Genomic DNA, 15,709 nt, shown 5'->3' on the forward strand with positions numbered 1-15,709 from the left:
TTCTCATTTATTTAGACCATGCTCTTGTCTTCCTCTCTGCGCCTCTGCGTCTCTGCGTGAGATAAAAAATTTTGACTCTGAGTAGCTTCTCAACAATCTGATATCTCTAAATCTAAAGCAATGTGAATTTGGTCATTTAAAACTGCATCAATATCATCTTTAGTAGTCAGTGGATTAGCAATTACCGCACGCAGCGCAGTTACAGAAATTTCTTTTTCTAAACAGGTAATTGTTTTTGTTGTCCGCGAGATAAAAGTACGACCAGCTTGGCGTTGACTTTTTTGCAGGCGTTCATTAAATATATTAATTTGTTGATTATCAGTTTCTGTTAATTGGTTTTTAACTGCAAGTTCTCTTAAAGACTCCGGAATATAACGGTAAAGAAGCAGATTTATATCCGGTTCCGATAGTAACTCAAATTCCGGCATATTATTGACACAATCAGCCATATATTGTGTTTTCTCAATTCCTGCATCAATCAAAAATTCATAACCTTTCAACCCTATCAAATGTAGTCCAGCATGTAAAAATAATGCCATACCGGGACGAGAACCTTCTAAAGCGCGTTTTCCTAAATCAAATGAACCCTTACGCATGGTGTAGCTAGCATTTTTTTCAATAGATGAAGCTAGGTGTGGTTCGCGCATAAATACCATACCAATACCCATAGGTAAATACAGCTGTTTATGTCCATCAATTGTGACTGAATCAGCCCGTTCAATACCAATAAGTTTTTGTCGATGTTGTTCGGAAAATATTAGTGGTCCACCCCAAGCTGCATCTACATGAAAATGAACATTTGCAGCTTGGGCAATATCTGCAATATCTAAAAGTGAGTCTATATTACCAGAATCTGTAGTACCGGCAACGCCAGCGATCGCAATAATATGCAAATTTTTGCTCTGACAATCTGCAACAGCTTGACGTAGGGCTGATAAATCCACTTGGTTATTACCATTAGTAGGAATTTTAATCAAACCATGCGTACCTATGCCTAATAAATCTGCTGCTTTTTCAAAAGAATAATGCATCAATTCAGAGCCAATTACCACCGCTCCTTGATAACCATAGTAATCTAAAGCTGCTGCTAAACCTGCCTTTTCTACACCTGGAAAACTCTTTTTTGCACCCAAAGATTTATTACGCGCACACCATAATGCAATAATGTTTGCTGCGGTACCTCCGGAAACCAATATGCCTAAAGTGCTTTGGCTATTTTGGACATGCTCGCTATAAAATTCGTCAGAAAAGTTATAAATTAATCTATGGATCATTGCCAAAGCCTGACGCTCGTATGGACTAAAAGCTTTGGCTGTTTCTATTTTGACAACATTCTGGTTCATTGCTGTCATCAGTTTTGCAAGAGGTCGTACAAAACAGGGTAATGCAGAGGTCATGTGACCTATAAACCGGGGTGAAGATGTATGTATTGAATGATTAATAACATTATTTGCTAAATATTCCAGATAACTATCATAATCAGCAGGATTAGTGGGAACTTGACTATCAGCAAATGTTTCTATTAATGAATTAAATTCAATATCTGAATTAGTGTTAATGGTATTTAAAAAACTATCAACCAAGGCGTCAGTCTCAACAGCCATATTAGCTTCTATAGAGACTAATTTATTAGATGGTGCAAATAATTGCATCACTTCATTTGCAACTGCATACTGTGGTGTTAGCTCATTCTTCAAAAAGAAATTTTGCTGAGTTTTTTCTTGTCTTTGCTGACTTAATGCCATTTTATACTCCACAAAGAATTTGTTATTTTAAATTTTTACTTTTGACTTGCTCTGCGGTGATTTTGTCTAGCTTCTTTGCGACGCTTAATTGAAGCAGACCTTACTTGAGGGCGGTGAGACTCTTTTTGCAAAATAGCTTCTTCATCGCTAGTTAAAAACTCAGCAAGTGAACTGATAGTTGGTCTTTCATAAATGCTGATTATCGGAATATGGGTATTTAATTCTTTTTGTAACTGTGAGATAACCTCAACACCGATTAAAGAACTACCTCCCAAATCAAAGAAGTTATCATAAATACCAATCTTTTCAATTCCTAGAACCTTTTGCCAAGTTGTCGCAACTATTTGCTCTACTTTATTACTAGCTGGAACATACTCGTTTTGTAAGTTTGCTCTGGAATGGAGTGATAAACTATCTGCATTATTTTGTAAAAATTCTCGTTTGATCCATTGCTCAATTCTGGGTTGTAATTCTCCCGCAGAAACAACAATCTGAGGAGTTTTAGTTAAACATAATACACGCCTAAAAACATCTATACCTTCTTTCCATGTCATGCGTAATTTTTCTAACGTTACTCCTACAGTCAGGTCTTGGATATCATCTTCTTGAGATTGCCAAGTATCCCAGTTCACACTAATACAAGGAAAGAAATTTATCTGGTTATGCTTGTGAGCATAGGCATCCATAAAAATATTAGCAGCAGAATACGAAGTTAACCCTAAACCTCCTAAAACAGATGATGATGAAGATGTCAATAAACAAAAATCTAGCTTTTGACCTTGCAAAACTTTTTCTAAAACAAATAGCCCATATACTTTTGGAACAAATTGTGATTGACTTTGAGTTTTAGAACTTTCTTCAATAGTGTAATAGGCATCGTCATTAATTCCTGCTGTGTGGATGACGCCATGAATTTCACCAAAGCGTTCTTTAGCTAATTCTATAGCTTTTTGCATTTGTTGTTCATTAGCTACATCCGCACTAATCGCTTGTACTTCAGCACCCAATTCCTCAAGCATCATCACTTTTTTCAGCTTTTGGCTAACTTCATTGGATTCATCATGATTTAGTAACCATTCAGACCATTGATGTTTTTCTGGTATCCCTTTTCTGCCGATTAAAATTAGCTTAGCCTGCACTGTTTTTGCTAAGTATTCTGACATTGCTAAACCAATGCGGCCAAGTCCACCAGTGATGAGATAAACACCCCCTGTCCTCAACTTAGTTTTGCTGATAATACTTTCATCTAAATGTACAGCTTCATAAGTTTTAATCCAACGATGATTGCCACGATAAGCAATTAAGTTGTCGGTTATTGGTGCTGTAAATTCTGCAAGCAGCGAGTCTATTAGTGTTGGTGATGGCTTAGTTCTAGAGTCTGGAAGTACGATATCAAAGCAACAGCAAGTTATGTTGAGATATTCTTGTGGAATTACATTGCATGGTCCTAATATAGTTGCTTTTTCAGGACATAAATTTTCGCTACCAGTGATATCATGTAGATTACTCGTGACAACCATCAACTTTATTGGGTCAATGATATTCTGTTTTGCCAAGGCTTGTGCTAGAAACAGGAGACTATCAAAACCAATATTTTGACAATCTTCAAAAAACTGATATTGTCTTTGTGGGTCTAGCTCATGACTGGGTAAAATATCGTTAGGAGTTACGCTCCAGAAATGTGCGATGATCGCTTGGCTAATCCAATTCTGTTCTTGCAGTGCTTTAAATAAACTATCATAGTCATCTCTTTGTTGGGGATTGATTGTATAACTAAAGTCATCAAGTTTAGCAAATTTATCTCCAACCCTCACAAAAATCACATCTTGACTCTGTTGTTTGAGTCGTTCGGCAATTTCGGCTCCTACTCCATAACTATCAACAAAAATTAACCAACTTAACTTTTCTTTTAGCAGTTTTTCGTGTTGAAATACCTCAACTGGTGTAGATTCTTTCCAGCGAGGAACATAAAACCAGTCAGCAATATCTGGCTTTTTATCTGAAGTTTTGGGCGACATCATTGCCAAGGTGGCATTTCGATTTACTTCAATCCAATAACGCTGACGCTCAAAGGGATAAGTAGGTAAAGGTAGGCGATGACGCTTTTCATGTGCATAAAAACCAGACCAATCAATTTTAATTCCAACTAACCAAAGCCTACCCAAGGTATTAACTAAAAACCCTACATCTGATTGCTGCTCTTGAGGATGTCTTATAGATGTTAATGTTATTACATCTGTTTGATGTTGTTTAGCCAAACTACTTAGCGTCCGCCCCGGTCCAACTTCTAACAATATTCGCTCTGGCTGTTTCAACAACTCAGAAATGCCTAAATTAAAGCATACTGGTTGCCTTAAATGCCTTGCCCAGTATTTAGGATTTGTTGCTTGAGTTGCAGTAATCCAAGTTCCACTAATATTGGATATAAAAAGAATTTTTGGAGTATGAAGTTTTACTTTTTCTAATAACTGAGTGAAAGTCTCAATGATGGGTGACATCATTTCGGAATGAAAGGCGTGAGATGTATGCAAACGCCTACAATTAACACCTATTTGTTCTAGCTTTTCTTGCAATTTATCTATTGCTTCTTGTGAACCAGACACTACACAAGAACAAGGTGCATTAATCGCAGCTAAAGAGATTTCTTTTTCTAGCAATTGTTGTATTTTTTGTTCTGGAAGCTGAACCGAAAGCATAGCACCACCAGGCAACTCTTGCATGAGTTTTCCTCGCATTGCTACTATCATCAAGGCATCTTCTAAAGCGAAAACTCCCGCTATAGTTGCAGCTACATACTCTCCGATACTGTGACCAATCATTACCTCTGGACTCACACCCCAAGCCATCCACAACTTAGCCATAGCATATTCAATTACAAACAACGCTGGTTGAGTAATTGCTGTTTGCTGTAATTTTTGTGTTGCTTCTAAAACTTCTTCTTTGCTGGGATAAAGAACTGTACGCAGGTCTATTTCCAAGTAAGGTTTAAGCAGTTTGCAGCAGTAATCAATTTGCTCTTTAAATACCCTTTCATTTTCATATAATTCTCGACCCATATTTACATATTGTGAACCTTGTCCGGAAAACATAAACACAACGGAGCGATTACAAGGTTCTTGGTAATAAGTGAAAGCTCTTTGAGGATCTTGCAATGCGTTAATTGCATCTTCTTGGTTTTGACAAACTACCATTCGGCGATGATTGAAAGTCCAGCGACCCACTTGCAAAGTATGAGCAACATCCGCAAGATTTACATCTAGATGATTTTGCAGATGATTAGTTAGATTTTCTGTAGCAGTTTCTAGTGCTGTATTCGTCTTAGCTGAAAGTAGTAATAATTGCCAAGTTCGAGAAGGACTAGAGGATTTAATGATGGGAGCTTCTTCTAAAATTATATGGGCATTTGTCCCACCAAAACCAAAGGAACTAACACCCGCACGGCGAGGAGTGCCGTTTGTTTTCCACTCTGATAATTGATTATTTACATAAAAAGGACTATTGGCAAAATCAATTTTTGGTGATGGTTCTTCAAAGTTTAAACTGGGGGGAATTTGTTTATGTTTGAAGGCTAAAACAGTTTTAATTAAACCTGCTACACCAGCAGTTGCATCTAAATGCCCAATGTTGGTTTTTACAGAACCAATGCCACAAAATCCTTTTTTCTGAGTTTTAGTACGAAAAGCTTGTGTTAACGCAGCGATTTCAACAGGGTCACCTAAAGAAGTTCCGGTTCCATGTGCTTCAATGTAGCTAATAGTATCGGGTTCAACTTCAGCCATCACTTGAGCTGCTCTGATTACCTTCGCTTGACCATTGACGCTGGGTGCGGTGTAGCTAACTTTATCTGACCCATCATTATTAATAGCGGAGCCTTTGATAATAGCATGGATGCAATCTCCATCTGCGATCGCTTCTTCTAACCGTTTTAAAACTACAAGACCTAAACCTCTTCCTTTTACGGTTCCCGCAGCCTTAGCATCAAAAGCACGGCAATGTCCATCAGGAGATTCAATTCCTCCCTCTTGATATAAATAACCGTCTGCTGTTGATATTGAAACTCCTCCTGCTAAAGCAATATCACACTCACCACTCAGCAAACTTTGGCAAGCTAAATGTACAGCAACCAATGAACTTGAACAAGTAGTTTGAACTGCATAACTTGGGCCTTGCAAATTTAATTTATAAGAAACAAGCGTAGTCACGTAATCTGGAGAAGTTGCTTTTTCTATTTGCTTATCACCCACAGAGGCTATCAGATCATAATTAGAATAAATATTAAGTAGGTAACTGCCAAAACTTGTACCAGCGTAAACTCCAATAGGTTTTTTATATATCTGTGAACTATAGCCAGCATTCTCAAGTGCTTTCCATGAATGCTCTAAGAAAAAACGCAGTGAAGGGTCCATGACTTCAGCTTCTCTAGGGCTAAAGTCAAAGAATGAAGCATCAAACAAATCTATACCTTGGACTAGACCTTCTGCTTTCACATAATTTGGGTCACCTAGTAATGCCGCATCTACACCTAAATCTTTTAATTCTTGGTCAATAAATCTGTGGATTGACTCTACTCCGTCTCGGAGATTTTGCCAAAATTGCTCGATATCTTCAGCTTCAGGAAAACAGCCACTCATGCCAATAATAGCTATTTCCAGACCAGTTGTATTATTGAAATATTCTGAATCTTTCATAATTAAGTTGACTGCTTGCTGTTAAACATTTTGTTGTCTCTTTTGCAAAAAGCGTTGCTTTAATCTAGCTTTACCAGCTTCTAATTGTTCATTTAATTCATTGCTTTGATTTTCAAAGCTATCATCTTCTTCTTGACTTAAATATCTAGATATGGAAGTGATTGTTGGATATTTAAACAAGTCAGTTATTGCTAAGTCTGGTTTAAAAATTTCTCGGAGTTTGCTGTAAACTTGAAGTACATTTAGTGAATGACCGCCAAGGTCAAAAAAGTTATCTTGAATGCCGACTTTCTCCACCTTGAGGATTTTTTGCCAAATATCCGCAATCGTGTGTTCCATCTCATTTCGCGGCAATACGTAAGCTGTTTCTAGTACTGGGCGAAGATTATCTGGTTTTGGTAGAGCTTTCCGGTCTACCTTCCCGCTAGGTGCTAGGGGCAGATTTTCTAGCATCACAAAGGCAGAAGGTAACATGTGGTCAGGTAACTTTTCTTTTAAGAAATTACGCAATTCACTAATACTAGGAACTGGTTCTATTTTCGGAACTACATAGGCAACAATTAGCAAGTTACCCGGTTCATCTTCTTGAACTATTACTACATTTTCACGTACATTCGGATGTTGATTTAAAAATGTCTCAATTTCGCCAAGTTCAACTCGGAAACCACGAATTTTTACTTGATGGTCAATCCGTCCCAGGAATTCAATATTTCCATCAGGCAGCCACCTGCCTAAATCTCCAGTTTTATAGATTAAATCCTGGCGATTTGGTGGTAACTTTTTCCTCGCATCAGGAAATGGGTTGGGAACAAAACTTAAATTAGTTTTTTCTTGATTTTTCCAATACCCCGCACCTACACCAATTCCCGACACACAAATCTCTCCAGGAGCGCCAATAGGTAATAGTTGCATTTGCTCATCAAGAATGTAGAGATTTAAGTTAGCTAATGGTTTACCAATTGGCACCGTTCGCTGATTTTCACCAAAAGGCTGGTTAACAATAAACTGAGTAATATCATCAGCAGCTTCGGTAGGCCCATAAGCGTTAACAATTTTAATTTCAGGATATATCTGGAGCCACTTATTTACCCAACTTACTGATACTGGTTCTCCTACAACCATCATCCATTTCAGATGAGGTAATTCTCTTTCCTGAATTTCCAGATGGAAAGTATATTCAAGTAAGCCGCCAAATAATGCTGGTACTAATTCAACTACTGTAATTTTTTCTGATTGAAGTACTTTAAGTAGTTTATCAGGAATCGCAACAGTTTCTACATCTACTATTACTGTCTTGCCACCAATTAAAAGCGGTGCTAAAAATTGCCATACGGAAATATCTGTCGAAGAAGGAGCGCTTTGGAGAAAACAAAATTCTTCTGTTAATTGCAATTCATCGAATTGGGCATAAATATGATTAATTGCACCATCATGTCTGACAATTGCCCCTTTTGGTAATCCTGTAGACCCAGAAGTATAGAGCATATAAGCTGGGTCAGTAGCATCATTAATAGATTTTATATTATCACTTGGTAAATGTTCAAAATCTAATTTATTATATATCTTTAATCCAGGGCGATCGCCAAGCACAGTCTGATCATTGATCAAACTATCTAAACAAATAATAGATGATAATTGTGAACAATCTTCTACTAAGTATGACAAAATATTTAATAACGAAGAATCTGTTAATAAAAACCTCACTTCGCTATTAGACAGCATATACTTAATTCGATTCGCTGGGTAAGTACTATCAATAGGTACATAAGCTCCACCTGCTTTGTAGATAGCAAGGATAGCAATGAGAAAATTAATATCGCGGTCTTTAAAAATCCCTATAAACTCTCCTTTGCCAATTCCTAATTTCCGCAATAATGCAGCTAGCTGATTAGCTCGATGATTGAGTTCTTGATAAGTTAATTTTGTTTGTTCATGAACGACAGCTATATTGTTTGGAGTCTCAGATACTTGCTTTTCAAATAACTCATTTATTGGTTGCTCAAGTGGATAGTCTTTAGTATTCTTGTTATATTTTTTTAATAAAATTTCTTGTTCAGAGTCTTTTAAGAAAACAATATCAGAAATTTTAACATTAACGTTGTCCAGACAACTTTCAAGAACATTAACATAACATCTGCTCATCAATTTGATATTTTTATCTTGAAACAGATATTCACTATATTCTATATTTAAACTAATATTTTCACCGTTAACTGTAAAAGAAATTGTGATGTCATTAGTGAGTTGATTTAACTTTGTTTTCTGATGAATATTTTCTAGTAAGACTACTATATCAAAAATTGGGCATCGATTAGGAATTGTTGGTATTTCTAATAAATTAATTAATTGATTAAAATCATATTTATGATGACTGTAAGCAGCTATGGTAGCATCTTTAACTCGTAAAACAAAATCTTTGAATGAAAGCTCAGGTGCGACTTGGGTACGCAAAGGAATTACTTTGCTATTTACGTCATCTGTCGCAATTTTCTCATGTACTGGTATGCCAAGAATTAGATCATTGTTTCGCGTATATTTTGGCAGCAATATCTTCAATGCAGATACAAGTATTAAATAGATTGAAAAGTAAGAACCTTTAGCAAGTTTAATGATTGCTTGAGATAAATCATTTGATAAATCAAAGCTCAGAGATTTTTTCTTACCACTGGAAAATAAAGGTCTTACATAGTCCAACATCAAATTTGTTTCTGGTAGTTCCCCTGAGAGTTTGTTTATCCAATAAATTTTTTCAGAGAATGTGTCATTTGATTGTAGATGTATACCCATAATTTTTTCCTAATAATCAATTGCTTGGCGAGTTAGCTAGTATGTAAATCTATTTTGATATACATTCATCGAAGGCTGTTTTAATAATTGAACAACCCTTTTGTAAACTGGACATATCAATTACTAAAGGGGGCAAAATTTTAATTACGCTATCATTTCTGCCTGCTTTTTCAATGATTAATCCTAGTTCAAAACAGCGGGATGTGATACGTTGAGATAAATTGCGATCGCCTAAATTTTTCACATCAATTCCCCAAATCATTCCAATTCCCCGAATTGCGATTTTTTCACTAATTGATGCTATTTCTTGAGTGAGAAAATTTTTCAAAAAAAGCTCTTTAACTTTCACATCCTGTTCAAAATCATAACTTTCTCGATACTCCAGAGCCGCTGTTGCTCCGATAAATGCTAATTGATTACCTCTAAAAGTACCATTATGTTCACCTGGTTTCCAAATATCCAACTCTGGTTTAATTAATAATAGTGACATGGGAAACCCATACCCGCTAATTGATTTAGAGAGTACTACCATATCGGGAACGATGTCTGCTCTTTCAAAAGAAAAGAAAGACCCAGTTCGACCGCAGCCTACTTGAATATCATCGCAGATTAATAAGATATCATTTTCATCACACAACTTTCTTAATCTTTGCATCCATTCAGTGGGAGCCACAATAACTCCACCTTCCGCTTGCACCGTTTCAAAGATTATTGCTGCTGGTTTTTCAATTCCAGAATTAATGTCATTTAAAACCGATTGTATATATTCTATTGTGTCAAAACTTTCCATGAATCCATAAGGATAAGGTATAAATGTTACATTACTTGATGTCCCAATTGCACCTGCTCGAATTCCGGTATTACCACTAATTGATAGGCTGCCCAAAGTCATTCCATGATATGCTCCCATGAATGAGAATATACCCGGTCTTTGCTTAACTTTTCTGGCTAATTTTAAAGCAGCTTCCACAGCATTTGTTCCTGTTGGGCCGCAAAATTGAATGCGATAATCTAGTTTTTTGGAACTGAGTACTACCTCATCAAACTTGGCTAAAAACTTTTCTTTTGCCGAAGTATACATATCCAATCCGTGTGCAATTCCATCGGCATCTAAATATGAAATAACTTTTTGTTTTATATAGTCATGATTATGTCCATAATTTAAAGCCCCTGCTCCTGCAAAAAAATCAAGATATTCTTTCCCTGATTCTGAATAAATTATAGAACCTTTAGCTCTATGAAAGATATCCGGAAAATTATGGCAATAGCTTCTGACGTTAGATTCACGCTTTTCAAATATGTTCATGAGATTTTTGTATTGGAATTACAAACGGAGCTTATTCTTTTTAGGAAACATAATTAAGATAAGATTTATAGAATTTAAAAATTATCTGAGGAGGTACTTTAAATACTAAGCCCATCGTTAATAACCAGTTATAGTATAAGTTTGGAACTGGCATTCCTTTTTTTATAGCTGCTAGAGCCGTTAGTGAAGTTTTTTGAGTATGCCAATCGATATTAAAAGAAATCGACATATCTAAACTCCTAACATGATGCAGCGTTCCAGGAGGCATATATAAAATCTCTCCAGGATTGACAATAAATTTAATCGGTCTGGCGTTTTTGTAGTCAGGATATTTATTGAAATCTGGATTTTCTGGATTAACAAGAAACCATCTCCAGCCTTGGCGATAACAATATTTAGCATCTTCAGGTAATAAGATAGTAAATTGTTTGCGTCCAACAATTTGGAAAAAAATATTGTTAGTCAGAAGGCAATCAAAATGTAGTGGTGTAATACTATTAGAAGAACCTAAGAAAAATTGGCAGTAACGCCACCACTTATACCGATACCATTTTGGTAAATATTCAAATGGAAATGGTTTAACATCTTCTATTAGTGAAGGTATTAAGCTAAATAAAGGTAGATCATGGCAATATGGCGGTAGAGGATGATTTTTAGCATCTTTTTCATAATTTTCTATTAATTCTATATATTTTCTCATTGTCAAACGACATATCTCGATTTGTTTATTGCTAAATTTTTTAGCATAAATATTTAGGTCAGGAGATAAATTATTGAGGTATTTTAAAGACCATTTATCAAAGCCGTTCCAGTTAGATACTACTCCGGAAATTATGACTGGTCTACCTAGTTCAACATAATTATTCTTAAATTCATCACTTGAGAGTTTATACCTTCTTTCTATTGCAGATGAAACAATCATACTTTAATCCTTTAAACTGTCGGAACTAGTTCCCAATTAAATGAAGCTTGTTTTTCTAAAGCAGTTGATATTTGCTGTTGTTGTGGCGTGGAAAGTGATAATTCCTTAATTGGAACATCAGGATGATTGATTATTTCTTGTAGGAGTACTTGAAAATCTCTAATTATCCCAGTAATTGTAGCAATATCAAATCTAGAAGCATTGTATGAAATTGCTACTATAATTTCCGATTCTGGATAGATAACTAAATTCAACGGATAGTTGTTCCTATAATAAGTTCCAGTCGGTTCAAATTCTATATTTCCTTTCCAGTTTCTAACAAATTGACTGACTGGAAGGTTCTCAACTACAACAATTGTTTCAAACAATGGTAAATTTCGGGGTACTTCACTCCAGCCTTGAATTTGTGTTAGTGGAGTATATTCATGATGACGTGCTTCTACTAATTGGGTCTGAAAATGTTGTAGCCATGACAATACTTGTTGGTCAGTATTTAACTTGACATTAATTGGTAATGTATTGATAAACATACCGACCATTGAATCTACTTCGGCTAAGTCTACTGGTCTTCCTGTAACAGTACATCCATAGGTAATGTTGTCACGACGAGTATAACGACCCAGGAGAATAGACCAAATTCCATGAACTAATGTGGCAAGAGTTAGACGATTTTTTGCAGCAAAAGATAGAAGTGCTTTTGTAGTTGCTTCTGATAATTGAATTTTTTCTTCATCATACCTTTCTTTTTGGTCAGGTAATTGGTTATTTTCTATATAAGTTAGGGGAGTTGGTGCTTTTACTCCTTGTAGTGCTTGCCGCCAAAAACTTTCGGTCTTAGCTATATTTTGTTGCTGTAACCAGTCGATATAATTCCTAAAAGGCCGGGCTGGCGGTAAATTAGCTTCTTTGGATTCGCAAAGTGCTGCGTAAATCTGTAAGCATTCTTCTAATATTATTGGAGTTGTCCACCCGTCTATAATTATATGATGATTGCTCCAAATAAATTCATAGTAATTATCAGCAATACGAATTAAGGATAGACGCATTAAACATGGTTGGGAAAAATCAAAACATAATTGGCGATCGCTCTCTAAAAATTCTTTCAATCGCTCTTGTTGTTCTGCTTGCTCAATACCACGCCAATCATATTGATTTAGACTAATTTTTACTTGTTTATAGACAACTTGTAATGGATTATCAATGTCTTCCCAATAAAAACCTGTACGCAAAATTGTATGTCTATCTACAACTTGCTGCCATGCTTGTTCAAAAGCTTCTATATTTGGATGACCATGTAAAGTTAAGGTATGGTGAAAGAAATATAATGCTGACTCTCTTGCATACAAACAGTGGAAAAGCATTCCCTTTTGGACGGGTGTAAGCTCATATATATCCTCTACATTTTCTGGTTTCATTGTGCTTTTTTCTCACCTAATCGGTTAATTTTTGCCAGAAATTTATCTAGACTTTGTTGACTCAAATTGGCTCTGGGAAAGTCAGAGGGTGTATATTTTTCTGCTGACAATGACTGACAGTGGTCAATGATGCTTCGTATAGCTGCAATGAAGCTAGTGGCTAAAGTTTCAATTGTTTCTCGACGATGAACTGCTGTGCTATAAATCCAATTAAGTTGCAGTTTATCTTGGATAATAATTCCGTTGATTTCTAGTAAATAAAATCGATTTGCACTTGCATCTTGACTGAGTTTAAAAGACTGACTAGTTAAATCAAATAAAGATGACTGTGATATGACAGAGCTAAAATTACCTAAGTAATTAAAACTTACCTGCGGTTGGGGAAAATATTTGAACTTGGAATTTATTTCTGGATCACTGATTATATAGCGCAGTATATCGTATCCAATACCTTTATTGGGAATACTGCGTAAAAACTCTTTGATTGCTATCAACACACTTCCTAAATCACCAGCTTCTGTAATATCTAAAATTACTGGAAAGCGTGTTGTCAATAAACCAACTGTACGAGAGAAGGATACATCATTGAAATCTTTAAAGATGATATCCCGACCATTATCTTCAACATCTACCCATAATTGCCACTCTCCTGTCCACTTTGCAAAAGCTTGCACTAAGGCTGTTAGTAGAACATCGTTTATTTGGGTGTTGTAAGCCTTATTGACATTGTTTAATAAGGCTTGGGTTGCTTTTTTATCTAGAGAAATTGATACGATATCAGCATTAGCTACTGTATTTTCATCGCCAGAAAAGTCAACAGGTAAGCTGTAAAAAGGTATTTGAGCTTTTGCTAACCAGTAGTCTTCTTCCTGCATCATTTCTGAAGTCTGAGCATACTTTTGGATACACTCTGCCCACTGCTTGAATGAAGTGGTTTTATCAGATAAATGTATTGCTTTATCTTGACTGAGTTGCTGATAAGCTGTTTGTAAATCTTCTAGCAACATCTGCCAAGAAACAGCGTCTACTAAAAGATGGTGGATATTAATTAGTAGGTAGCTATTCTGTGGCGATCGCAATTTAATAAAAGCAACTTTTACCAGCGGAGTTTCACTTAAGTGAAAGCTACTTTGTACTTCTGTAATTGCAGACTCTAAAGCATGTTTTTGCTCATTTTGTGAAATTGAAGACAAATCCACATGCTCGTATACTATTATATCACTATTATGAGCTTTAATTTGCCGTAAACCAGATTTTTCTTGAATAAAATGTAGATGAAAAACATCGTGATATTCAATTACATATCTTAGGGACTTCCAAAGAATAAATTATTCCAAGAAAAACAAGAAATATGTTTTCTCAAGAATGATAATCATTTTAAGGGGGGGGGGAGAAAAGGGGTTGCCCTCGGCAACCCCTTTTCTCCCGATCATCTATGCATGAAGAATCTATACACTTGTCATCTATTTTAAAGTTAAACAGTGTAGGATTAGTATGTTTTGTAGCTAAATAAATGCTGTTATTAAAATCAAATAACTTTTGTTTTACTACAACAAATATCAATAAACCAATTACCTAAATTTGGGAAAACTTCATGAGTAGAATCGGTTAGCCGCTCAATCTGTTTTTCAATTTGAGCCATAGCTTTTTTTGTAAGCTTGACCCCATTCTCATAAGTTTCGTGTACTAACTTAACGACTGGATGTTTCCCGTTCCATGTCATAGTGCTGGCAAAATTTAGAGCCGTTTCTAGTTCATCTAAAATGCTACCATTCCAGTGATTTTCTAGTACTGCCCACGTCCTTTCTATCGGATTATATTTACTATGATAGGGCGGATAGTAAGCTAAACGTATATTTACTTGATGTTTTTGCACAAACTCTACTATACGTTTCATAAATTGAGTACGCCGTGAGCTATTCTGTGGCCCGTTATCTTGATTGAGAAGTAGGGTTTGAATATCAGAAAAACGATGCTTTTCTTCTAACCAAAAATCTTCTAGAATATCAACAATAAAATCGCTTGTAGCTTTCGATTCCGTAAAGTATAAAAATAGCTCATCAAGCTCTGGAAGAAAGATACCATAAGGAGTTACAGTTGTCTTCGGATTATAATCATGGTCGTCAGCCTTCGCTCCATCCCTGCTTTTACCCCCTCGGTCAAATGAGCCGATCTTAACACGGGCTTTTCCGTCCATGCTTAGACGTAAAACACTCTTATCTTCTGAAGCATCTTTATTTACAATGTCTAATTGCTCAAAGATTGCATCAGTTTGTGGAATTTTTTTTGAGGTTGAACTTTCTTTACCCTTCTGAGCTTGTAACCTAAATTATTTAATTTGACTCGAATTGTTTCTGATGTATGTAACTTTTCATCGCTGTAACCATACTTTTCGATTAATTGCTTTCTGACTTCGGCTGCACTGAGTCTAGTATATAGTCTTTGACTTTTAAAACTCGGATCTGTTTGACTATAAAAGTCAACTAAATTTTTTATATCTTCTAAAAGATTTGGTAGGTGTTCTTCTGCTTTATAACGTCCTTTGCCACTCATGTTATCAACACAAGTAATACCGCTTTTTAATTCTCTTGTCCCTTTCCGAATTGTGTCTCTATTCCATCCTAGTTCTGATTGTGCAAGCCTTTGCCCTCCTAAACCTAAGCCCTGAACTGTCTGTGCCATAAATTTACGCTTTTCAGCACCTTTTAATTGAGATGCAGTTTCAATCAACAACTTTTTAAGAGAATCAGTTAATACTATAGTCACCAGTTGCCACACTCAAAAACTCAATCATTATTCAAATTACTACAAAAGGGGGATGAAGGGGCTGCCGTCGGCAGCCCCTT

The 15,709-nt window shown here is 35.9% G+C and carries 8 protein-coding genes; all 8 read right to left on the reverse strand.

Annotation, left to right across the window (positions count from 1 at the left end; all coding sequences use genetic code 11):
• Window positions 1–89 precede the first annotated feature (89 nt).
• Window positions 90–1,745 carry a pyridoxal-dependent aspartate 1-decarboxylase PanP gene (gene panP / locus IQ276_RS26685; protein WP_193920611.1) on the reverse strand — a complete coding sequence of 552 codons (1,656 nt, stop codon included), beginning with the start codon at window positions 1,743–1,745 and terminating at the stop codon, window positions 90–92.
• Window positions 1,746–1,780: 35 nt separating this feature from the next.
• A complete protein-coding gene (locus tag IQ276_RS26690) occupies window positions 1,781–6,433 on the reverse strand; it encodes a type I polyketide synthase (protein WP_193920613.1) in 4,653 nt (1,550 codons plus the stop codon).
• Window positions 6,434–6,454: 21 nt separating this feature from the next.
• The gene (locus IQ276_RS26695; RefSeq protein WP_235116000.1) at window positions 6,455–9,220 is read right to left on the reverse strand and encodes a non-ribosomal peptide synthetase; all 2,766 of its coding nucleotides are present in this window, start codon (window positions 9,218–9,220) and stop codon (window positions 6,455–6,457) included.
• 49 nt (window positions 9,221–9,269) lie between these two features.
• Window positions 9,270–10,526 carry a diaminobutyrate--2-oxoglutarate transaminase gene (gene ectB / locus IQ276_RS26700; protein WP_193917251.1) on the reverse strand — a complete coding sequence of 419 codons (1,257 nt, stop codon included), beginning with the start codon at window positions 10,524–10,526 and terminating at the stop codon, window positions 9,270–9,272.
• A gap of 40 nt (window positions 10,527–10,566) precedes the next feature.
• A complete protein-coding gene (locus IQ276_RS26705) occupies window positions 10,567–11,448 on the reverse strand; it encodes a cupin-like domain-containing protein (RefSeq protein WP_193917253.1) in 882 nt (293 codons plus the stop codon).
• 11 nt (window positions 11,449–11,459) lie between these two features.
• Window positions 11,460–12,863 carry a condensation domain-containing protein gene (locus IQ276_RS26710; protein WP_193917255.1) on the reverse strand — a complete coding sequence of 468 codons (1,404 nt, stop codon included), beginning with the start codon at window positions 12,861–12,863 and terminating at the stop codon, window positions 11,460–11,462.
• Complete coding sequence (locus IQ276_RS26715) at window positions 12,860–14,188, reverse strand: condensation domain-containing protein (protein WP_193917260.1); 1,329 nt, start codon at window positions 14,186–14,188, stop codon at window positions 12,860–12,862. Before IQ276_RS26715 ends, IQ276_RS26710 begins: the two co-directional genes overlap by 4 nt.
• Before the next feature lie 203 nt (window positions 14,189–14,391).
• Window positions 14,392–15,623 (reverse strand): ISAzo13 family transposase gene (locus tag IQ276_RS26720; RefSeq protein WP_193917262.1). Its coding sequence is split into 2 segments (ribosomal slippage): window positions 14,392–15,143 and window positions 15,143–15,623, totalling 1,233 coding nucleotides; the frame shifts between segments, so codons are not numbered across the junction.
• Window positions 15,624–15,709 lie beyond the last annotated feature (86 nt).

It is taken from the genome of Desmonostoc muscorum LEGE 12446 (assembly GCF_015207005.2).
Classification (GTDB): domain Bacteria; phylum Cyanobacteriota; class Cyanobacteriia; order Cyanobacteriales; family Nostocaceae; genus Nostoc; species Nostoc muscorum.